The following is a 20,369-nucleotide window of genomic DNA, read 5'->3' on the forward strand; positions in this document are numbered from 1 at the left end:
CGCCGACAGCCGGGGCGAGCCTGTGGACAACGCGCCCTACTCGACGCCGATGAGGAGCGGCGGGGCGCCTTCGCCCGCGTGGTAGGTGACGGTGTCGACGGCCAGGTAGCCGCGCCGGACGTGGGCTTCGAGGACGCCGGCGAGACCGGGCGGGGTGCCGTCGGCGACGACGAGGGTGACGAGTTCGCCGCCGGCCTGGAGCATCCGGTCGAGGACGGTCCGGGCGGTCTCGGTGAGGTCCTGGCCGATGACGGCGACGTCGCCCTCGATGAGGCCGAGGACGTCGCCGGCCTGGCAGACGCCGGCGGAGGTGAAGGACCGGCGTTCGGCGACGGCGAGTTCGGCGTAGCGGGTGGCGCCGGCGGCGGCGGTCATGGCGACGACGTCCTCGTCGAAGCTCTGGCCGGGTTCGTGGACGGCGAGGGCGGCGATGCCCTGGACGGCGGCCCGGGTCGGGATGAGGGCGACGCGGATGCCCTCGGCGCGGGCGCGTTCGGCGGCGGCCGCGGCCGCCTTCCGCAGGTCGGCGTCGTTGGGCAGGAGGACGACCTCGCGCGCGTGGGCGCGGCGGATCGCGTCGACGAGCTCCTCGCCGGCGGGCGGTTCGCCGGGCCGGGCGAGGACGGTGGTCGCGCCGGACTCGGCGCACAGGCCGGCCAGGCCCTCGCCGGGCACGACGGCGACGACGGCGCGCCGGGCGCGCTCGCCCCCGGCCGGGGCGGCGGGGGCCGTGCTCGCGAAGTGGGTGATGCGGATCCGGTGCGGCCGGCCCGCCTCGATCCCGGCCTCGACGGCGGCGCCCGGGTCGTCGACGTGGACGTGGACGTTCCACAGGCCGTCGCCGCCGACGACGACGAGGCAGTCGCCGAGGGCGTCGAGCCGGGCCCTGAGGAGGTCGACGGCGGCGTCCTCGGCCTCCAGGAGGTACAGCACCTCGTAGCCGGGGCCCTGGTCGGCGGGGCCGCAGGTCTCCCCGGCCGCGGCGGGCACGGTCCGTGCCGGCGCGGAGGCGGGCGGCGGTTCCGGCGCCCGGCCGGTCACCGTCTCCACCAGCGCGCCGAGGACGGTCACCAGGCCCCGTCCCCCGGCGTCCACGACCCCCGCGCGGCCGAGCACGGCCAGTTGCCCCGGGGTGGCCTCCAGGGCCGTCCTGGCCCCGTCGTAGGCCCTCCTGGCCACGTCCGGGAGGGTGCCGCCGCCGGCGCAGGCGGCCGCGGCGGCGTCGGCGACGGTGAGGACGGTGCCCTCCTCGGGGTGGGCGACGGCCGCGCGGGCGGAGGCGGCGGCGGTACCGAGGGCCCGGGCGAGGTGGTCGCCGTCGGCGCCCCGGGCGAGCACGCCGGCCATGCCGCGCAGCAGCTGGGACAGGATGGTCCCGGAGTTGCCGCGGGCGCCGAGCAGCGCCCCGTGGGCCAGGGCCCGTACGGCGTCGGCGGTGTCGGGGGCGGAGGCCCCGGGGGCGGCGAAGACGGCCTCGACGGCCTCGTGGGCGGCCTGGGCGGTGAGGTACAGGTTGGTGCCGGTGTCCCCGTCGGCGACCGGGTAGACGTTGATGGCGTCGATCGCGGCCCGCTCCCGCCCGAGCTCCCCGGCCGTCCGCGCGCTCCAGGCCCGGACCGCCTCGGCGTCGAGGGCGAGGCGCTCGCCGCTCCGGACGGTGCGGTCGGTGCGGACGGTGCGGTCGGCGCGGTCGGAGGGCTGCGGGGCTCGCGACAACGGGGGGTCCTCCTTCGGCGGTGAAGCTCACCGCAGGGTAGACCGGGGCGTCCGGGATCCGGGGGCCGGGACGGGGCGGGCCCGGACCGTGGTAGTTTCGTTCCACGGGAGCAGCCGTTGTATGCTGCTTCGGTTGCCCGGCACTCGCCGGGCCATTCCCGGCAAGCCACTTCAGACTCCTGATTCCGGTGCGCCGGATCTCACTGTAAATCTGAAGTCTTTGGAGTGACCCGTGGCTGCCAACTGCGACGTCTGCGGCAAGGGGCCGGGCTTCGGCAACAACATTTCGCACTCGCACCGCCGTACGTCTCGTCGCTGGAACCCGAACATCCAGCGTGTGCGTGCCGTGGTCGGTCGGACGCCGAAGCGGCTCAACGTCTGCACCTCGTGCATCAAGGCCGGCAAGGTCTCGCGCTAATCGCGACGTTTCCGTGTCGTAGCGCAGCCCCTGCGGTTGCCTTGAAAGGCCGGTTCACCTCGGTGAACCGGCCTTTTGCCATGCCCGGGCACGGGCCCGGGGACCGGCTCGGGCGCTCTCCCGGGAGCGGGGGCTCAGCGGCGTAGCCGCCACCCGTGGTCCACCGGGCCGATGCCCTCCCCCAGGGCGAAGCCGGCGGCGATGGCCCCGGTCACGTACGCCTTCGCCTCCCGTACGGCCTCCGGCACCGCGCGCCCGCGCGCGAGCCCGGACGCGACCGCCGAGGCGAGGGTGCAGCCCGTCCCGTGGGTGTGCCGGTTGTCGTGGCGGGGGGCGCGCAGCCAGTGCTCCTCGGTGCCGTCGGTGAGCAGGTCCACGGCCTCGGGGGCGCCGCCGGGCAGGTGGCCGCCCTTGATCAGCGCCCAGCGCGGTCCGTACCCGAGGACCGCGTCGGCGGCCCGGCGCATCCCGTCCTCGTCCTCCACCACGATTCCCGTGAGCTGTGTCACTTCGTCGAGGTTGGGCGTGGCGACGGTCGCCGTCGGCAGCAGCCGGGTCCGTACCGAATCGAGGGCGGAGGCGGCGAGCAGCGGGTCGCCGTGCTTGGAGACGCCGACCGGGTCCACGACCACCGGCACCCCGGGGGTGCCGGCGAGGAGTTCGGCGACGGTCTCCACGAGCGCGGCGGAGGCGAGCATGCCGGTCTTGACGGCCTGGACGCCGATGTCGTCGACGACGGCCCGGTACTGGGCCCGGACGGCCTCCTCGGGCAGTTCCCAGGCCCCCCGCACGCCCAGGGAGTTCTGGGCGGTGACGGCGGTGAGCACGCTCATGCCGTGGACGCCGAGCGCGAGCATGGTCTTGAGGTCGGCCTGGATGCCGGCGCCGCCGCCGGAGTCGGATCCGGCGACGGTCAGCACCAGGGGCGGCCGGGTGGTCACTCGGTCTCCCCGAAGTGGTCCCAGCCGCCGACGCTGTGCCAGGGGGCGCCGTCGACGGTCACCTGGGGCAGCGCGGAGGGGGCGATGACCTCGCCGATGACCTTCCAGCGGGCGGGCAGCTTCACGTCGGGCGGGAAGGTGGCCACGATGGCGTGGTCCTCGCCGCCGGTGAGGACCCACTGGAGCGGGTCGACGCCGACGGCCTGGCCGATGTCGTGCATCTGGCCGGGGATGTCGATGAGGCCGGAGCGCAGGTCGATGCGGACGTTGCTGGCCTCGGCGATGTGGCCGAGGTCGGCGATCAGGCCGTCGCTGACGTCGCACATGGCGGTGGCGCCGAGCCCGGCGGCGGCGGGACCCGCGTGGTAGGGCGGTTCGGGGCGGCGGTGGGCCTCGACGAAGGCGCGCGGGGAGCGGAAGCCGCGGGAGAGGACCGCGTAGCCGGCGGCGGACCAGCCGAGCCAGCCGGTGTAGGCGACGACGTCGCCGGGCTCGGCGCCGCCCCGGGTGACCGGGTCGGCGTTGCGGAGGTCGCCGAGGGCGGTGATGGAGACCATGATCGTGTCGCCCCGGACGACGTCGCCGCCGACCACCGCCGCGCCCGCGACCTGACATTCGTCGCGCAGGCCGTCCATGAGTTCCGTGGGCCAGGTGACGGGGAGTTCGGCGGGGACGACGAGGCCGAGGAGGAGCGCGGTGGGGACCGCGCCCATGGCGGCGATGTCGGCGAGGTTCTGCGCGGCGGCCTTGCGGCCGACGTCGTACGCCGTCGACCAGTCGCGCCGGAAGTGGCGCCCTTCGAGCAGGATGTCCGTGCTGGCCACCACGCGCCGGTCGGGGGCGGAGACCACGGCGGCGTCGTCGCCGGGCCCGATCCGTACCGCCGGGGTGGAGGTGAGCCGGGACGTGAGCTCTCTGATGAGCCCGAACTCGCCCAGTTCTCCGACTGTGCCCTTCACCGCGTCTCACCTCGTGTCGTCGTGCCGGCCGGCGGTCGGCGGAGCGTCCGCTCGCGCCGCGGGTCGCGGGCCGTCACCGTGCTGGGTACCGTCAAGTTGACCGTCAACTTCTGTCCTGTGTACGCCACACCCCGGGCACTCCGGAAGGCGCGGGTCTCCCCGCGCACCTCGGCGACGCGGTACCGTGGCGTCCCTTTCTCCCACAAGATCCTCGTGGTCGCCCTGGAGGTTCCGTGGTACAGGCGTACATCCTGATTCAGACCGAGGTGGGCAAGGCGTCGACCGTCGCCGACACCATCGCCAAGATCCCGGGGGTGATCCAGGCCGAGGACGTGACCGGGCCGTACGACGTGATCGTGCGGGCCCAGGCCGACACGGTCGACGAGCTCGGCCGCATGGTGGTCGCGAAGGTCCAGCAAGTGGACGGCATCACGCGCACCCTGACCTGCCCGGTCGTCCATCTGTAGCCCCCGTCTACGCTTGGCCGGTGACGTCTTCCCACCGGCCCTTCGGCCTGCCCGCCTCAGCCGCCGTCCTGCTGCTGGCCGTCACCGGCTGCTCCGCCGACGCCCGGGCGTCCGTGCCGGTGCCGACTCCGCCCGCGGCGGAGGCGGCGCTCTGCCGTGCGCTGGCGAAGGAGCTCCCGGACGCCGTGGCGGGGCGGGAGCGGAGCGATCCGTCCCCCGACTCCGAGCTGACCGCCGGGTGGGGTGACGGAGCGATCGTACTGCGCTGCGGAGTCCCCCGGCCCGAAAAGATGAGCGATCCGCAGGCGGAGGCCGTCTCCGCGGAGGGCGTCCGCTGGATGCTGGAGCGGACGGAGGGCGGCGGGCCCCGGTTCACCTCGGTGTACCGGAGGACGTACGTCGAGGTGACCCTGGACGAGCGGTACGCGCACGACGCCGGGCCGCTGGCCGACCTCGCCGGCCCGGTGGACCGGACGGTTCCCTGCGCCCTGGAGCCGGAGTGCCGTTAGGGCCCGGTCCCCCGGCCGGGCCCGTCCGTGCTAGCGCAGGCCCGTGGAGCGGGTCAGCGCGGCCTGGATGAGCCGGTCGACCAGCTCGGGGTAGCTCACGCCGCTCTCCTGCCACATGCGCGGGTACATGGAGATCGGGGTGAAGCCGGGCATGGTGTTGATCTCGTTGATGACGAAGTCGCCGTCCTCGGTGAGGAAGAAGTCGGCGCGGACCAGGCCCTCGCAGGAGACCGCCTCGAAGGCGGCGACCGCCAGGCGCTGGACCTCGGCGGTGGCCTCGTCGCCGATCGGGGCGGGCACCAGACCGGAGGCCGAGTCGATGTACTTGGCCTCGAAGTCGTAGAAGTCGTGGTCGGTGACCGGCGGGATCTCGGCGGGCACGCTGGCGCGCGGGCCGTCCTCGAACTCCAGGACGCCGCACTCGATCTCGCGGCCGCGCACCAGCGCCTCCACGATGATCTTCGGGTCGTGGCGGCGGGCCTCCTCGACGGCCTCGTCGAGGCCGGAGAGGTCGTCGACCTTGGTGATGCCCATGGAGGAGCCGCCGCGGGCCGGCTTCACGAAGAGCGGCCAACCGTGGTCGGCGGCGAACTCGACGATCTTCTTGCGGGCCTCGGCCGGGTTGCGGTCCCACTCGCGCGGCCGGATGACCTCGTACGGGCCGACCGGCAGGCCGTAGGAGACGAAGACCCGCTTCATGTACTCCTTGTCCTGGCCGACGGCGGAGGCGAGGACGCCCGCGCCGACGTACGGGATGCCGGAGAGCTCCAGGAGGCCCTGGAGGGTGCCGTCCTCGCCGTAGGGGCCGTGGAGCATCGGGAAGACGACGTCGACCTCGCCGAGGGCCTGCGGCAGCGAACCGGGCTCGTGCAGGACGACCTCGCGGCTGGCCGGGTCGACCGGGAGGACCACGCCGCCGGTCTCCGACTCGGCGAGCTGGTCGACGTCCGGCAGGGCGCGGTCGGCGATCGCCATCCGCTCGGGGGCGTCGGCGGTCAGCGCCCAGCGCCCCTCCCGGGTGATGCCGATGGGCAGCACGTCGTACTTGGTCCGGTCGATCGCCTTGAGGACGGCGCCGGCGGTGACGACGGAGATGGCGTGCTCGGAGCTGCGTCCGCCGAAGACGACGGCCACGCGCGGCTTGCGGGGGCTCTGGGTGTTCTCGCTCATATCGCGATGAGCGTACCTTGCGGTCTCCGAACTCCTGAGCGCCCCGCTGGCCGCCTCGCGCGGACGGCGCAGCGGCCCCCGGTCAGCGCCGTTCGGGCTTGGCGCTGCGCGACATCAGTTCCTTGAGGGCGACCGTCGGCGGCTTGCCGTCGTGGACGATGGAGACGACGGTCTCGGTGATGGGCATGTCGACGCCGTGCCGGCGGGCGAGATCGAGCACCGACTCGCAGGACTTGACGCCCTCGGCGGTCTGCTTGGTGACCGCGATGGTCTCCTCCAGGGTCATCCCGCGGCCCAGGTTGGTGCCGAAGGTGTTGTTCCGGGAGAGCGGCGAGGAGCAGGTGGCGACGAGGTCGCCGAGGCCCGCGAGGCCGGAGAAGGTGAGCGGGTCGGCGCCCATGGCGAGGCCGAGCCGGGTGGTCTCGGCGAGGCCGCGGGTGATGAGCGTGGCCTTGGAGTTGTCGCCGAGGCCCATGCCGTTGGCGATGCCGACGGCGAGGCCGATGACGTTCTTCACCGCGCCGCCGAGTTCGCAGCCGACGACGTCGGTGTTGGTGTACGGGCGGAAGTACGGGGTCATGCAGGCGGCCTGGAGCCGCTGGGCGACCGACTCGTCGACGCAGGCGGCGACGGCGGCGGCGGGCTGCCGGGCGGCGATCTCACGGGCCAGGTTGGGGCCGGTGAGGACGGCGACACGCTCGGCGGGGACGCCGGCGACCTCGGTGATGACCTCGCTCATCCGCTTGGCGGTGCCGAGTTCGATGCCCTTCATGAGGGAGACGAACACCGTGCCGGGGCCCAGTTCCGGCCCCCAGGCGGCAAGGTTCTCGCGCAGGGTCTGGGAGGGGACGGCGAGGACGGCGAAGTCGGCGCCGGCGGCGGCCTCGGCCGGGTCGGCGGTGGCCGTGACGCCCCGGGGGAGCTCGACGCCGGGCAGGTAGTCGGGGTTGGTACGGGTGGCGTTGATGGTCTCGGCGAGCGCGGGGCGGCGGCCCCAGAGGCTCACCTCGCAGCCCGCGTCGGCCATCACCATGGCGAAGGCGGTGCCCCAGGACCCGTTGCCGAAGACGGCGGCCTTGGTCACTTGGCTCCCCCTTCGGCGGCCTTGCGCCGCTGCTCCCGGCGGGCGCGGCGCGGGTCGTACGGCTCGGCGGGGGCCCGCTCGCCGCGGACCTCCTCCAGGAGGGCGGTGATGGCGGCCATGATCGTCTCGGTGGCCTCGCGCAGCACCTCGGGGGTGGGCTCCAGGCCGTCGAAGCGGGAGAGGTCGACCGGCGGGCCGGCCTGGACGATCAGCGTCTTCCGGGGGAAGAAGCTGAACTTGTCCTTCTTGGCGTACGGCGGCATCGCGAGGTTGGCGCCCCACTGCGCCACCGGGATGACGGGCGCCTTGGTGAGCAGCGCGACGCGGGCGGCGCCGGTCTTGCCGGGCATGGGCCACATGTCGGGGTCGCGGGTCAGGGTGCCCTCGGGGTAGAAGGCGACGCACTCGCCCCGCTCGATGGCGTCGACGGCGGCCCGGAAGGCGTCCAGGGCGTTCGCGGTCTCGCGGTAGACGGGGATCTGGCCGGTGTTGCGGAGCATGGTGCCGACGAATCCGGCCTTGAAGAGGCCGGCCTTGGCGAGGAAGCGGGGCACCCGGCCGGTGTTGTACTGGTAGTGCGCGTAGGAGAGCGGGTCCAGGTACGAGTTGTGGTTGACCGCGGTGATGAATCCGCCGTCGGCCGGAATGTGCTCCATGCCGCGCCAGTCCCGCTTGAACAGAACCACCAGGGGGGGTTTGGCGATGACCGCCGCGAGGCGGTACCAGAAGCCGATTCTGCGGCGGGGCACTCGGGGCACCTTTCTCCGGGTCTTGCTGGCAGGGGGTCAAGTGTCGCCCCATGCTCCTGCTCTGTCGAGGACACCGTACGCCCCGGCGCCGGGGGCGGTCCCGCCCGGGCGGGAAAGAATGGTCGGCGATGAACACGGATGCGGACGACGGCTGGTCCCTGGTCGTACCCCTCAAGCCCCTGGCCCTGGCGAAGAGCCGGCTCGCTCCCGCGGCCGGGGAGCGGCTGCGCCCCCGGCTGGCCCTGGCCTTCGCCCAGGACACGGTGGCGGCGGCGCTGGACTGCCCGGAGGTGCGGGACGTGGTGGTGGTCACGGACGATCCGGCGGCGGGCCGGGCGCTGGCCGCGCTGGGGGCGCGGATCGTGCCGGACGCCCCGGCGGCGGGGCTCAACGCGGCCCTGGCGCACGGGGCCCGGGCGGTGCGGGAGCGGCGGCCGCACGCGCGCGTGGCGGCGCTGAACGCGGACCTGCCGGCACTGCGTCCGGCGGAGCTGGCGCGGGTCCTGGCGGCGGCCCGCCAATTCCCCCGGGCATTTCTCGCGGATGCGGCCGAAATAGGTACGACATTCCTCTCGGCGGGGCCGGGGGTGGAATTGGAACCGGCTTTCGGGGGGCCGTCGCGACTTCGGCATTTGTCGTCGGGGGCGGTGGAAATCCGGATGGCCGGGGTGGATTCCGTCCGGCGGGACGTGGACACCGGCGACGACCTGGCGGCGGCGGGGGCGCTGGGGCTCGGCCCGCGGACGGCGGCCCGGCGGCCGGTGGCGGTGCCGGCGCCGCGCGGGGGCCTGGAGGCCCGGCACGGCCCGGAGGGGATGCCCTAGGCTGCGGTCCATGCAGGCGACCGCGTACACGTACGACTCCGAGACCCGCAGCGGCAGTGTGCTGCTCGACGACGGCACCCCGGTGGAGTTCGGGGCGGAGGCCTTCGACGCGGGCGGCCTGCGGCTGCTGCGTCCGGGGCAGCGGGTGCGGATCGAGGCGGAGCCCGGCACCTCGGGCGCGGGCCTGCGGATCACCCTGGTGACGCTGCAGACCTTCTGAGCGCTCCCCCGGCGGCCGTGCGGCCGCGGGAACGCGCCGCGGGCCGGGCTCCCGTGCGGGAGCCCGGCCCGGCGGACGTGCGGTGGCCGTCCTACTTCTTGGCGGCGGCCTTCTTGGCCGTGGCGGTCTTGCGCGCCGTGGTCTTCTTGGCGGGCGCCTTCTTCGCCGTGGCCTTCTTGGCCGGGGCGGTCTTCTTGGCCGTGGCCTTCTTGGCCGGGGCGGCCGGGGTGGCCTTCTTGGCGGCGGCGGTGGTCTTCTTGGCGGCCGCCGTCGTCTTCTTGGTCGCGGCGGCGGTGGTGGTCTTCTTCGCGGCCGCGGTGGTGGTCTTCTTCGCCGGGGTCGCCTTCTTCGTGGCGGCGGCGGTGGTGGTCTTCCTGGCCGGCGTGGCCTTCTTGGCGGCGGCCTTCTTGGCCGTGGTGGCCTTCTTGGCGGCGGCCTTCTTCACCGTGGCGGAGGCGCCGCCGGTGAGGCTGCCCTTGGGGGCCTTCTTGACGGAGACCTCGCCGCCCTTGGGGAGCTTCTTCGAGCCGCTGACCAGGTCCTTGAAGCCCTGGCCCGCACGGAAGCGCGGAACGGAGGTCTTCTTGACCCGGACGCGCTCGCCCGTCTGCGGGTTGCGGGCGTACCGGGCGGGGCGGTCGACCTTCTCGAACGAGCCGAAGCCGGTGACCGAGACACGGTCGCCGGCGACCACGGCGCGCACGATGGCGTCGAGCACGTGGTCGACGGCATCGGCGGCCTGCTGGCGACCGCCCATCTTGTCGGCAATCGCTTCTACGAGCTGCGCCTTGTTCACGTCTTCCCCTTCGGAGACTTTGCCGGAACGAAAGTGTTCAAGCTTTTTCGCACGTTAGGCATGTATATACCGCAAATCAAACACGAAACGGGCTAATCACCCTAGTGCCGCAACGCGGAAGTGCCGTTGCGGAGTTCCTGGTGTCAGTCGTCTTCAGGGAATCGGCCCTCGTCGAGGTCCTTCATCAACCGGTCCAGACGCGTTGCCGCGTCCGCGAGATCGTGCTTCGCCGCGGCCGTGACGACCAGCAGCTTCCGGGACAGCGCCATCCTTACGCCCTCCGGGACTTGCAGTGCGCGCACTCGGGAGTGCGCTTCTTTCAATCGGGCGGCGACTGCCTCGTAGAGCTCGAGTTGGCTGTCGCGTTCCATGCACAGATTGTGCCATCTAGGGCGAGTTGTCGCCCGACGGGGTCTCAACAAGCGACTGCGCCCCCCACCGGGAGGTGGGGGGCGCAGTCGGGGAAAAGCGCTGCTCAGGCCGTAATTGTACGGGGCTTGAAGGACGGCCGGGCCGCCTCGTAGGCCGCGATGTCGGCTTCGTTCTGAAGGGTGAGGCTGATGTCGTCGAGGCCGTTCAGGAGCCGCCAGCGGGCGTTCTCGTCGAGCTCGAAGTCGGCGTCGATCCCGGCCGCCAGGACCTTGCGGGCCTCCAGGTCGACGGTGACCTCGGCGGTGGGGTCGGCCTCGGTCAGCTCCCAGAGGGCGTCGACCGTCTCCTGGGGCAGGACGACGGTCAGCAGACCGTTCTTCAGCGAGTTGCCGCGGAAGATGTCGGCGAAGCGGGAGGAGATGACGGCCTTGAAGCCGTAGTTCTGGAGCGCCCAGACGGCGTGCTCGCGGGAGGAGCCGGTGCCGAAGTCGGGGCCGGCCACCAGGACCGTGGCGCCCTGGCGCTCGGGCAGGTTGAGGACGAAGGTCTCGTCCTTGCGCCAGGCCTCGAAGAGCCCGTCCTCGAAGCCGTCGCGGGTGACCTTCTTGAGCCAGTGCGCGGGGATGATCTGGTCGGTGTCGACGTTGCTGCGGCGCAGCGGGACGGCCCGGCCGGTGTGCGTGGTGAAAGCTTCCATGGTTCCTCAGACCCCCGCGGTGGTGACGGCGTCGGACAGGTCGGCCGGGGAGGCCAGGTGGCCCAGGACGGCGGTGGCGGCGGCGACCTGGGGGGAGACCAGGTGGGTGCGGCCGCCCTTGCCCTGCCGGCCCTCGAAGTTGCGGTTGGAGGTGGACGCGGAGCGCTCACCGGGTGCCAGTTGGTCGGGGTTCATGCCCAGGCACATGGAGCAGCCCGCGTGCCGCCATTCGGCGCCGGCCTCCTTGAAAACCTTGTCCAGGCCCTCCTCGACGGCCTGGAGGGCGACCCGGACGGAGCCGGGGACGACCAGCATGCGGACGCCGTCGGCGACCTTGCGGCCCTCCAGGAGGGAGGCGGCGTTGCGCAGGTCCTCGATGCGGCCGTTGGTGCAGGAGCCCACGAAGACGGTGTCGACCTTGATGTCGCGCAGCGGCTGCCCGGCGGTCAACCCCATGTACTCCAGGGCCTTTTCGGCGGCGAGGCGCTCCGAGGGGTCCTCGTACGAGGCCGGGTCGGGGACGTTCGCCGAAAGCGGGGCGCCCTGGCCGGGGTTGGTGCCCCAGGTGACGAACGGGGCGAGCTCGGCGGCGTCGATGACGACCTCGGCGTCGAAGACGGCGTCCTCGTCGGTCCGCAGGGTCTTCCAGTACGCGACGGCGGCGTCCCAGTCCTCGCCCACGGGGGCGTGCGGGCGGCCCTTGAGGTAGGCGAAGGTGGTCTCGTCGGGGGCGATCATGCCCGCGCGGGCGCCGGCCTCGATGGACATGTTGCAGATGGTCATGCGGCCCTCCATCGAGAGTTTCTCGATGGCGGAGCCCCGGTACTCCAGGACGTAGCCCTGGCCGCCGCCGGTGCCGATCTTCGCGATGACGGCGAGGATCAGGTCCTTGGCGGTGACGTCGGCGGGCAGCTCGCCGTTCACGGTGATGGCCATGGTCTTCGGGCGGGCCATCGGCAGCGTCTGGGTGGCGAGGACGTGCTCGACCTGGCTGGTGCCGATGCCGAAGGCCAGGCCGCCGAAGGCGCCGTGCGTGGAGGTGTGGGAGTCGCCGCAGACCACGGTCATGCCGGGCTGGGTCAGGCCCAGCTGGGGGCCCACCACGTGGACGACGCCCTGCTCGACGTCGCCGAGCGGGTGGAGCCGGACGCCGAACTCGGCGCAGTTCTTCCGCAGGGTCTCCAGCTGTGCGCGGGAGACCGGGTCGGCGATCGGCTTGTCGATGTCGAGGGTGGGGGTGTTGTGGTCCTCGGTGGCGAGGGTGAGGTCGAGGCGCCGCACCTGGCGGCCGTTCTGGCGGAGACCGTCGAAGGCCTGGGGGCTGGTCACCTCGTGCAGCAGGTGAAGATCGATGAAGAGGAGATCGGGCTCGCCCTCGGCGCGCCGGACGACGTGGTCGTCCCAGACCTTCTCCGCGAGTGTCCTACCCATCGCTTTCCCTCCGGCCGGCGGCTGCGCCGGCACCACTAGAGACCGTTTCGCGGTCCGTTGTGCGGCCGCCTCACCAGAGTGACAAGTTCCTCGGAAAATTGAACTTGCGTTTCACAGAGTGAGACGCGAATATCGTTGCATGGACAACTCTAGCGGCGTAGGCGTTCTCGACAAGGCAGCCCTTGTCCTGAGCGCCCTGGAGTCCGGTCCGGCCACCCTCGCAGGACTGGTCGCGGCGACGGGACTCGCACGGCCCACGGCCCACCGACTGGCCGTGGCACTGGAACACCACCGGATGGTGGCCCGCGACATGCAGGGTCGCTTCATTCTCGGTCCGCGCCTCGCGGAGCTCGCGGCGGCGGCGGGCGAGGACCGCCTCCTGGCGACGGCGGGGCCGGTGCTGACGCATCTGCGCGACGTCACCGGCGAGAGCGCGCAGCTCTACCGGCGCCAGGGCGACATGCGCATCTGCGTGGCGGCGGCCGAGCGCCTCTCGGGCCTGCGGGACACGGTCCCGGTGGGTTCGACGCTCACCATGAAGGCCGGCTCGTCGGCGCAGATCCTGATGGCCTGGGAGGAGCCCGAGCGGCTGCACCGGGGCCTCCAGGGCGCCCGTTTCACGGCGACGGCCCTGTCGGGCGTACGGCGCCGCGGCTGGGCCCAGTCGATCGGCGAGCGGGAGCCGGGCGTCGCGTCGGTCTCGGCGCCCGTCAGGGGCCCCTCGAACCGCGTGGTGGCCGCCGTGTCGGTCTCGGGTCCGATCGAGCGTCTGACGCGCCACCCGGGCCGCATGCACGCCCAGGCGGTCATCGACGCCGCCGCCCGGCTCAGCGAGGCCCTGCGCCGCAACGGCTGAGTCTTCTCTGTTCACCTGTACGTTCCCGGCCCACCGCTCCAACGCCGCAGCGGTGGGCCGGACTTGTGTCCGGCCGCGGGTGCCGGGAACAGCGAAGAAGCCCTCCCCCGAAGGGAAGGGCTTCTCGATCGCGTACCCCCGACCGGATTCGAACCGGCGCTACCGCCTTGAGAGGGCGGCGTGCTAGGCCGCTACACAACGGGGGCTTTGGATCGTGCGGGCGTTCAATGATCCGCCGCAGATCCGAGCTGGTCTACCAGGACTCGAACCTAGACTAACTGAACCAGAATCAGTCGTGCTGCCAATTACACCATAGACCAATACGTGGTTAGACCAGCGTCGTACCCCCGACCGGATTCGAACCGGCGCTACCGCCTTGAGAGGGCGGCGTGCTAGGCCGCTACACAACGGGGGCCCTAGCGATCCTGCATCGGGTTCACCGGGAGCTACCCAGGTGATCCCGCGGGAAGGATCTGTACCCCCGACCGGATTCGAACCGGCGCTACCGCCTTGAGAGGGCGGCGTGCTAGGCCGCTACACAACGGGGGCTCGTGGATGCCAATCCACTGGTTTGCAGATGAGCTCTGCGAGCTGGCCTACCTGGACTCGAACCAAGACTAACTGAACCAGAATCAGTCGTGCTGCCAATTACACCATAGGCCACCGGGGCAACTTCCCCGTGCTGGGGATCTTGCTCGGCTTGCGCTTTCCGGGTTCTTGCCTTTCGGCTTGCTCCCCTCGGCGCAGGAAGAACATTACCCGAAGGTGGACGGTGCTCCAAAACGGGTATCGCCGCGGAGCAGCGACGGGAGCTGGTGGAGGTCGGTGATGCGGCGCAGGCCGGGCTGCTCGCCGGTGCCGGCGCGGTCCAGCCAGATGCCGAGGAGCCCCGCCTCCTGGGCGCCGAGCGCGTCGACGTCGGGCCGGTCCCCCACGTACGCCACCTGGTGCGGGGCGAGGCCCAGGGCCGTACAGGCGGCGTGGAAGGCCTCGGCGGCCGGCTTGGCGGCGCCCAGCTCGGCGGCGCACAGGACGGCCTCGAAGCGGTCGCGGACGCCGAGGGCGCGCAGCTTGGGCTCCTGGGCGTGGATGCTGGAGTTCGACAGGACGCCCTGCCGGTAGTCGGCGGCGAGCAGGTCGAGGACGGGCAGGGCGTCGGGGAAGAGCTCCCAGGCGGCCTCGTAGTGGGCCACGTACCGGCCGAACCAGGCGTCGGCCTCGGCGTCGGTCATCCCCGGCCGCTCCAGGAAGTCGCGGACCCGTCGGCGGCGCTGGTCCTGCCAGCTCCCCGCCGGCGCCTCCTCGTAGCGCCGCCAGTGCAGCTCGGTGAGGGCCTTCCAGTGGACCAGGGCGTCCTCGACGGTGCCGTGCAGTCCGGTCAGGCCCTCGGCGGCGAGGTGGGCGCGCATGCCGGCGCGGTCGGCGCCCGCGTAGTCGAAGATCGTGTCGTCCACGTCCCACAGGACGGCGCGGATGGTCATGGCACCGACCGTACGCCGCCGGCGGCCCCCTCGGGAGGGGGCGTCGTCCGGCGTCATGGGCGTGGGCCGGCCCCGGGGGCGGGTACGACGACGGGGGCGGGGCCCGGAGGGAACTCCGGGCCCCGCCCCCGTGGGGTGGGCGTGCTTACGCGGCGAGCTTCGCCAGGGCCGCGTCGACGCGGGCCAGGGTCTTCTCCTTGCCCAGGATCTCCAGGGACTCGAAGAGGGGGAGGCCGACGGTGCGGCCGGTGACGGCGACGCGGACCGGGGCCTGGGCCTTGCCGAGCTTGAGGCCGTGGGCCTCGCCGGCGGCCAGGACGGCGTTCTTGAGCGACTCGGGGTCGGTCCAGTCGGCCGACTCCAGCTTCTCGCGGGCGGTGGTGAGCAGGGCCGCGGGCTCGCCCTTCATCGCCTTGTCCCACGAGGGCTGGTCGAAGACCGGCTCGGGCAGGAAGAGGAAGTCGACGTTGGCCGTGATCTCGGAGAGGACGGTCAGGCGGGTCTGGGCGTGCGGGGCGATCCGCTCCCAGGCCGCGCGGTCGAAGTCCTCCGGGGCCCAGGGGGCGTGCGGGGCCCGGAGCCAGGGCTCGCACGCCTCGGTGAACGCCTTCACGTCCAGCATGCGGATGTGGTCCGCGTTGATGGACTCGGCCTTCTTGAGGTCGAAGCGGGCCGGGTTGGCGTTGACGTCCGCGATGTCGAACTTCGCCACCATCTCGGGGATGGTGAAGATGTCCTGGTCGGCGGAGAAGGACCAGCCGAGGAGCGAGAGGTAGTTCAGCAGGCCCTCGGGGAGGAAGCCGCGCTCCCGGTAGAGGTTGAGGGAGGCCTGCGGGTCGCGCTTGGAGAGCTTCTTGTTGCCCTCGCCCATCACGTACGGCAGGTGGCCGAAGGCGGGGATCTCCTTGGCGACGCCAAGCTCGATCAGCGCCTTGTAGAGGGCGATCTGGCGGGGGGTGGAGGAGAGCAGGTCCTCGCCGCGCAGGACGTGGGTGATCTCCATCAGGGCGTCGTCGACCGGGTTGACCAGGGTGTAGAGCGGGGCGCCGTTGGCCCGGAGGATGCCGTAGTCCGGCACGTTCTCGGGGGTGAAGGTGAGCTCGCCGCGGACCAGGTCGGTGAAGGTGATCGGCTCGTCGGGCATCCGGAAGCGGACGATCGGCTCGCGGCCCTCGGCCTCGTAGACGGCGACCTGCTCGGCCGACAGCTCGCGGCAGTGGCCGTCGTAGCCGGAGGGCTTTCCGGCGGCGCGGGCGGCCTCGCGGCGGTCGTCGAGCTCGGTGGTGGTGCAGTAGCAGCGGTACGCGTAGCCGCCGGCGAGCAGCTTGTCGGCGACGTCCTTGTAGATGTCCATGCGCTGCGACTGGCGGTACGGGGCGTGCGGGCCGCCGGTCTCGGGGCCCTCGTCCCAGTCGAGGCCCAGCCACTTCAGCGAGTCGAGGAGCTGCTCGTACGACTCCTCGGAGTCGCGGGCCGCGTCGGTGTCCTCGATGCGGAAGACCATGGTGCCCTCGTTGTGCCGGGCGAAGGCCCAGTTGAAGAGGGCGGTGCGGACCAGGCCCACGTGGGGGTTGCCGGTCGGGGACGGACAGAAACGGACGCGGATATTCGCGTTAGCCACGCTTGATCACCCTGTTGGTGAGAGTGCCGATGCCTTCGATGGTGACGGCGACCTCGTCGCCGACGGTGAGGGGGCCGACCCCGGCGGGGGTGCCGGTGAGGATGACGTCGCCGGGGAGCAGCGTCATGGCCTCGGTGATGTGGACGACCAGGTCCTCGATGGAGCGGATCATGTCGCTCGTCCGACCGAGCTGGCGCTGTTCGCCGTTGACCGTGGCCTGGAGGGTGAGGTCGCTCGGGTCGAGGTCGGTCTCCACCCAGGGGCCCAGCGGACAGCTCGTGTCGAAGCCCTTGGCGCGGGCCCACTGGGCCTCGCGCTTCTGGACGTCGCGGGCGGTCACGTCGTTGGCGCAGGTGTAGCCGAAGATCACGTCCTTGACGCGCTCCCGGGGCACCTCGCGGCACATGCGGCCGATCACCACGGCCAGTTCGGCCTCGTGGTGCAGCTCGCTGGAGAAGGAGGGGTACTCGATGGCGTCGCCGGGGCCGATGACGGAGGTGGTCGGCTTGAAGAAGGCGACCGGGACCTCCGGGACCTCGTTGCCGAGCTCCTCGGCGTGCTCCGCGTAGTTGCGGCCGATGGCCACGATCTTGTTGGGGAGCACCGGCGGCAGGAGCCGTACCTTGCTCAGCGGGACCTTGGTGCCGCTGAGCTCGAAGTCGGTGTACGGGATGCCCTTGATGATGTCGAGGACCAGGCCGCCGGACTCGACGGTCCCCTCGACCGCGCCGAAGGCGACATTGCCGTCGATGGAGAATCTGGCGATGCGCACGAGTGCTGTCGCCCCTCACTTGGTGCTGGCTGGAGTCTGACGCTCCAGGCTAACGCGGCGCGGGGCGGCCGACCGGCGGGTGGCGCCGGTGGCGGGCGGACGGGAATCCCTGATCAGACCTCGGCGAGGTAGGCCGGCACGTGGGGCGCGGGGGCCTGCATGAGGACGGTGCGGCGCGGGTTGGCGGTGGTGCCGGGCAGCTCCGCCGCGTACTCGGGGGTGGCGCCGCGGTCGAGGGCGGCGGCGTCCGCGAGGTGGGCGAGGGTGGAGCGGCGCGGGTTGGCCGTGGTGGCGGGGGTGGGTGCAGTCATCGCGCTGGCAGACCTTGTTCCGGGACGGGCGCCCGTACGGGCGCGGGGATGATGGTGCAAAGCGTCAGGCTAAATCAAGGCGTTCCCTTCGAATGCATGGCTGAGACATCCATTTCGGTGTGAGTTTGCTCACGACTTGGCGGATATTCCGGGCATTACGGACGGGCATGTCAGGTCACGGAAAGGGACATTCCGCCATTGAACGTTCCATTCCGCTCCTGATCATCGCTACTGGGACACTCGGGGGCGCCGGAACATTGGAGGGGAAAAGTCCGAATCCTCCGTGATCATCTTCTACACGCGGTGACGTCGCGCGCACGGGTTGTCATCCCCCCTGCGGTACAGACCGCAGCCCTTGTTGGAGATCCGGCACTGTGCTGGAATTCCACGCACCGTCGCGGGTTCGAAGCCGGCACGCAGGGGGCGCAACGCAGCGCCGGCCGAGCGGCGGAGAAGGGGGATCTGCGCCGGTCACCGACGACCACCTGGGGCGCACCGACGCGTCCCATCGACGCCGACACCGTCCGCTCCGGGGCCACCCGGAAGGACGCCTGGTCCAGAGGTTGCGACGCTAGTGCAGGGACGTTTCAAGAGGGATGGCGCGGGCTCCGCCCAGGCCCGCAAGGGCCGCGCGGACGCTCCGCCGGAGCAGGAACCGCGCGCCGGGACCGATCGCGGCCCCGCTGCCCCGCACTCCGCCCAGCAGGCACCCGGCCCGGGCGGCCAGGGCAGGAACCAGGGCAAGGCCGCGCGGCCGAACGGCGAGCCCGGCGAGGGCTCCGCACGCCGTTCCGGCCCGGCCGCCGCGTCCGGCGAGTCCGGCACGACCACCGCCCCGCGCGGGGAGAAGGGCACCGCGCCCGTCACCCCCGAGAACGCGACCGGCCCCCGAATAGCCCTGCGCAACTGGCGCATCTCCACGCGCCTCGTGGCCCTGCTGACCCTCCCCGTGGTCGCGGCCACCAGCCTCGGCGGCATCCGCATCAACGAGTCGCTCCAGGACATGGAGCAGCTCGACCACATGCAGCTGCTCACCAAGCTGACCCGCGAGGCGACCGCGCTCGCCCAGGACCTCCAGGCCGAGCGCGACCTCTCCGCCGGTCCGCTCGCCAACGGCCGCCCGGTCAGCGACTACCAGGTGGCCAACCCGCGGCGCCGCACCGACCGCCAGTACAACGCCTTCCTCGCCGCCACCCGGGCCATCCCGAACGACGCGGACGACGAGGCGCTGCGCAGCATCCGCGCGAACGTCACCACGATCGCCTCGCAGATCGTCGACCTCACGAACATCCGGGGCAACGCCTACAAGGAGGGCGTCCAGCACTCGGTGACGGTCGAGGCGTACAGCCGTCTCATCCGCTCGCTGCTCAGCCTCTCCCAGGACATGGCGCAGGCGACCAGCAACCCCGAGATGATCAAGCGGACCCGCGCGCTCGCCGCGTTCTCGTCCGCCAAGGAGTACGCCTCCATCCAGCAGGCGATCATCGCGGGCGCCCTGCCGGCCAGCGACAAGACCGCCGGCCAGATCCAGCCCGGCGACCGCCTCTACGGCGAGGCCGCGCTCAGCGGCGAGACCAACGCCTTCAAGTCCTTCACGGCGGTCTACGAGGCGACCGGCGGCAACGCCACCGACCTCACCGACTCGCTCCGCTCCGGCAACCCCACGATCGTGGACGCCGAGAAGTACGCCGAGCGCGTGCTGAAGTCCGACACCGCCATGCTCAACGGCCCGAAGCGCGGTTACCTCAACTTCACCGACGAGTACGAGACCAAGATCGCGGCCATGGGCCGCATCGAGAACGAGCTCCTCGGCGACATGGAGACGATGGCCCGTGAGCTGCGGCAGGAGTCGCAGCGCGAGGCCATCATCAACGGTGCGCTGATCCTCCTCGTCCTCGGCGTCTCGCTCATCGGCGCCTTCGTCGTGGCGCGGTCCATGATCCGCTCGCTGCGCCGCCTCCAGGACACCGCGACCAAGGTCGCCCAGGAGCGCCTGCCCGAGCTCGTCAAGCAGCTCTCCGAGGCCGACCCGCAGGACGTCGACACCTCCGTCGAGTCCGTCGGCGTGCACTCCCGGGACGAGATCGGCCAGGTGGCCGCGGCCTTCGACGACGTGCACCGCGAGGCCGTCCGCCTCGCCGCCGAGCAGGCCCTCCTCCGGGGCAACGTCAACGCGATGTTCACCAACCTCTCGCGCCGTTCGCAGGGCCTCATCCAGCGCCAGCTCTCGCTCATCTCCGAGCTGGAGTCCCGCGAGGCCGACCCGGACCAGCTCTCCTCGCTCTTCAAGCTCGACCACCTCGCGACCCGCATGCGCCGGAACGGCGAGAACCTCCTCGTCCTCGCCGGCGAGGAGCCCGGCCGCCGGTGGACCCGCCCGGTCCCGCTGGTCGACGTGCTCCGCGCCGCCGCCTCCGAGGTGGAGCAGTACGAGCGCATCGAACTGGCCGCGGTCCCGGCGACCGACGTCGCCGGCCGGGTCGTCAACGACCTCGTGCACCTCCTCGCCGAGCTGCTGGAGAACGCCACCTCGTTCTCCTCCCCGCAGACCAAGGTCCGGGTCACCGGTCACGCGCTGCCCGACGGCCGCGTCCTCGTCGAGATCCACGACACCGGCATCGGCCTCTCCCCCGAGGACCTGGCGGCGATCAACGAGCGGCTCGCGTCGCCGCCCACCGTGGACGTCTCCGTCTCCCGCCGCATGGGCCTCTTCGTGGTCGGCCGCCTGTCCCTGCGGCACGGCATCCGCATCCAGCTCCGCCCGTCCGACTCCGGCGGCACCACCGCGCTCGTCATGCTCCCGGTCGACGTCGCCCAGGGCGGCCGCAAGCCGGCCCCCAAGCAGGGCCCGGGCTCCCAGGGCGCGGCCCCGCAGGGCGGCAACGCCCCCGGCGGCCGTCTGCCCGGCGGTCCCGGCGCGGCCGGCGGTCCCGGTGCCGCCCTGCGGGGGCGCGCCCGGGGGGCCCGGGCCCTGC

At 72.4% G+C, this 20,369-nt stretch carries 21 protein-coding genes and 5 tRNA genes; 7 read left to right on the top strand and 19 right to left on the bottom strand.

The window, feature by feature from the left end:
• Positions 1 to 36: 36 nt before the first annotated feature.
• Positions 37 to 1,716, bottom strand: a complete 1,680-nt coding sequence (locus AB0E83_RS17300; RefSeq protein WP_362111714.1) for a DAK2 domain-containing protein — start codon at positions 1,714 to 1,716, stop codon at positions 37 to 39.
• A 232-nt stretch (positions 1,717 to 1,948) separates the two neighbouring features.
• On the opposite strand from AB0E83_RS17300, the gene rpmB reads away from it, so the two are divergent.
• Complete coding sequence (gene rpmB / locus AB0E83_RS17305) at positions 1,949 to 2,134, top strand: 50S ribosomal protein L28 (RefSeq protein WP_003957616.1); 186 nt, start codon at positions 1,949 to 1,951, stop codon at positions 2,132 to 2,134.
• A gap of 134 nt (positions 2,135 to 2,268) precedes the next feature.
• On the opposite strand, the gene thiD is transcribed toward rpmB, so the two are convergent.
• Positions 2,269 to 3,075: a bifunctional hydroxymethylpyrimidine kinase/phosphomethylpyrimidine kinase gene (thiD, locus tag AB0E83_RS17310; protein ID WP_362111717.1), complete on the bottom strand. Its 807-nt coding sequence runs from the start codon at positions 3,073 to 3,075 to the stop codon at positions 2,269 to 2,271.
• Entirely contained in the window at positions 3,072 to 4,034 is a 963-nt protein-coding gene (locus AB0E83_RS17315; protein ID WP_362111720.1) for a thiamine-phosphate kinase, read from the bottom strand. The genes thiD and AB0E83_RS17315 overlap by 4 nt, the downstream gene beginning before the upstream one ends.
• A gap of 233 nt (positions 4,035 to 4,267) precedes the next feature.
• Between AB0E83_RS17315 and AB0E83_RS17320 the strand changes: the two genes are divergently transcribed.
• Positions 4,268 to 4,501 carry an Lrp/AsnC ligand binding domain-containing protein gene (locus tag AB0E83_RS17320; protein ID WP_030496958.1) on the top strand — a complete coding sequence of 78 codons (234 nt, stop codon included), beginning with the start codon at positions 4,268 to 4,270 and terminating at the stop codon, positions 4,499 to 4,501.
• 20 nt (positions 4,502 to 4,521) lie between these two features.
• Positions 4,522 to 5,010 carry a DUF3515 domain-containing protein gene (locus tag AB0E83_RS17325; protein WP_362111723.1) on the top strand — a complete coding sequence of 163 codons (489 nt, stop codon included), beginning with the start codon at positions 4,522 to 4,524 and terminating at the stop codon, positions 5,008 to 5,010.
• Positions 5,011 to 5,040: 30 nt separating this feature from the next.
• On the opposite strand, the gene AB0E83_RS17330 is transcribed toward AB0E83_RS17325, so the two are convergent.
• The 3 genes from AB0E83_RS17330 to AB0E83_RS17340 all read right to left on the bottom strand — a co-directional run bounded on the left by AB0E83_RS17330 (position 5,041) and on the right by AB0E83_RS17340 (position 8,013).
• Positions 5,041 to 6,180 (bottom strand): D-alanine--D-alanine ligase family protein, encoded by a 1,140-nt coding sequence (locus AB0E83_RS17330; protein WP_362111726.1) that lies wholly within the window; start codon positions 6,178 to 6,180, stop codon positions 5,041 to 5,043.
• 82 nt (positions 6,181 to 6,262) lie between these two features.
• Positions 6,263 to 7,264 (bottom strand): NAD(P)H-dependent glycerol-3-phosphate dehydrogenase, encoded by a 1,002-nt coding sequence (locus AB0E83_RS17335; RefSeq protein ID WP_362111729.1) that lies wholly within the window; start codon positions 7,262 to 7,264, stop codon positions 6,263 to 6,265.
• Positions 7,261 to 8,013 (bottom strand): lysophospholipid acyltransferase family protein, encoded by a 753-nt coding sequence (locus tag AB0E83_RS17340; RefSeq protein WP_362111732.1) that lies wholly within the window; start codon positions 8,011 to 8,013, stop codon positions 7,261 to 7,263. Before AB0E83_RS17340 ends, AB0E83_RS17335 begins: the two co-directional genes overlap by 4 nt.
• A gap of 128 nt (positions 8,014 to 8,141) precedes the next feature.
• On the opposite strand from AB0E83_RS17340, the gene cofC reads away from it, so the two are divergent.
• Together cofC and AB0E83_RS17350 are read left to right on the top strand one after the other, a co-directional pair.
• Positions 8,142 to 8,837 (top strand): 2-phospho-L-lactate guanylyltransferase, encoded by a 696-nt coding sequence (cofC, locus tag AB0E83_RS17345; RefSeq protein WP_362111735.1) that lies wholly within the window; start codon positions 8,142 to 8,144, stop codon positions 8,835 to 8,837.
• A gap of 10 nt (positions 8,838 to 8,847) precedes the next feature.
• Positions 8,848 to 9,057 (top strand): hypothetical protein, encoded by a 210-nt coding sequence (locus tag AB0E83_RS17350; RefSeq protein WP_282693978.1) that lies wholly within the window; start codon positions 8,848 to 8,850, stop codon positions 9,055 to 9,057.
• Between the two features lie 91 nt (positions 9,058 to 9,148).
• Here AB0E83_RS17350 and AB0E83_RS17355 read toward each other — a convergent pair whose 3' ends face one another.
• The 4 genes from AB0E83_RS17355 to leuC all read right to left on the bottom strand — a co-directional run bounded on the left by AB0E83_RS17355 (position 9,149) and on the right by leuC (position 12,353).
• Complete coding sequence (locus AB0E83_RS17355) at positions 9,149 to 9,853, bottom strand: HU family DNA-binding protein (protein ID WP_362111738.1); 705 nt, start codon at positions 9,851 to 9,853, stop codon at positions 9,149 to 9,151.
• 143 nt (positions 9,854 to 9,996) lie between these two features.
• A complete protein-coding gene (locus AB0E83_RS17360; protein WP_030496950.1) occupies positions 9,997 to 10,224 on the bottom strand; it encodes a hypothetical protein in 228 nt (75 codons plus the stop codon).
• 104 nt (positions 10,225 to 10,328) lie between these two features.
• Positions 10,329 to 10,922: a 3-isopropylmalate dehydratase small subunit gene (gene leuD, locus AB0E83_RS17365; protein WP_362111741.1), complete on the bottom strand. Its 594-nt coding sequence runs from the start codon at positions 10,920 to 10,922 to the stop codon at positions 10,329 to 10,331.
• A 6-nt stretch (positions 10,923 to 10,928) separates the two neighbouring features.
• Positions 10,929 to 12,353, bottom strand: a complete 1,425-nt coding sequence (gene leuC, locus AB0E83_RS17370; RefSeq protein WP_362111744.1) for a 3-isopropylmalate dehydratase large subunit — start codon at positions 12,351 to 12,353, stop codon at positions 10,929 to 10,931.
• A gap of 139 nt (positions 12,354 to 12,492) precedes the next feature.
• Here leuC and ndgR point away from each other — a divergent pair, with 139 nt between their 5' ends.
• Positions 12,493 to 13,209, top strand: coding sequence for an IclR family transcriptional regulator NdgR (ndgR, locus tag AB0E83_RS17375; RefSeq protein ID WP_005311436.1), 717 nt, complete (start codon positions 12,493 to 12,495; stop codon positions 13,207 to 13,209).
• Between the two features lie 133 nt (positions 13,210 to 13,342).
• Here the strand turns inward: ndgR and AB0E83_RS17380 are convergent.
• From AB0E83_RS17380 to AB0E83_RS17420, 9 genes are all read right to left on the bottom strand, one after another.
• Positions 13,343 to 13,415: transfer RNA gene (locus tag AB0E83_RS17380), tRNA-Glu, on the bottom strand.
• A gap of 42 nt (positions 13,416 to 13,457) precedes the next feature.
• Positions 13,458 to 13,529, bottom strand: a tRNA-Gln gene (locus AB0E83_RS17385).
• A 22-nt stretch (positions 13,530 to 13,551) separates the two neighbouring features.
• Positions 13,552 to 13,624, bottom strand: a tRNA-Glu gene (locus AB0E83_RS17390).
• Between the two features lie 61 nt (positions 13,625 to 13,685).
• Positions 13,686 to 13,758, bottom strand: a tRNA-Glu gene (locus tag AB0E83_RS17395).
• Positions 13,759 to 13,800: 42 nt separating this feature from the next.
• Positions 13,801 to 13,872: transfer RNA gene (locus AB0E83_RS17400), tRNA-Gln, on the bottom strand.
• 92 nt (positions 13,873 to 13,964) lie between these two features.
• On the bottom strand, positions 13,965 to 14,690 hold the full coding sequence (locus tag AB0E83_RS17405) for an HAD family hydrolase (protein ID WP_362111747.1): 726 nt from the start codon (positions 14,688 to 14,690) through the stop codon (positions 13,965 to 13,967).
• Between the two features lie 145 nt (positions 14,691 to 14,835).
• Positions 14,836 to 16,311, bottom strand: a complete 1,476-nt coding sequence (gltX, locus tag AB0E83_RS17410) for a glutamate--tRNA ligase (RefSeq protein WP_362111750.1) — start codon at positions 16,309 to 16,311, stop codon at positions 14,836 to 14,838.
• Positions 16,304 to 17,083, bottom strand: a complete 780-nt coding sequence (locus AB0E83_RS17415; RefSeq protein ID WP_362111753.1) for a fumarylacetoacetate hydrolase family protein — start codon at positions 17,081 to 17,083, stop codon at positions 16,304 to 16,306. Before AB0E83_RS17415 ends, gltX begins: the two co-directional genes overlap by 8 nt.
• A gap of 113 nt (positions 17,084 to 17,196) precedes the next feature.
• On the bottom strand, positions 17,197 to 17,394 hold the full coding sequence (locus tag AB0E83_RS17420) for a hypothetical protein (RefSeq protein ID WP_362111755.1): 198 nt from the start codon (positions 17,392 to 17,394) through the stop codon (positions 17,197 to 17,199).
• Positions 17,395 to 17,968: 574 nt separating this feature from the next.
• Here AB0E83_RS17420 and AB0E83_RS17425 point away from each other — a divergent pair.
• Positions 17,969 to 20,369, top strand: a 2,401-nt coding sequence (locus AB0E83_RS17425) for a nitrate- and nitrite sensing domain-containing protein (RefSeq protein WP_362111758.1), incomplete at its 3' end; no start/stop codon positions are given.

It is taken from the genome of Streptomyces sp. NPDC035033, from assembly GCF_040636735.1.
Classification (GTDB): domain Bacteria; phylum Actinomycetota; class Actinomycetes; order Streptomycetales; family Streptomycetaceae; genus Streptomyces.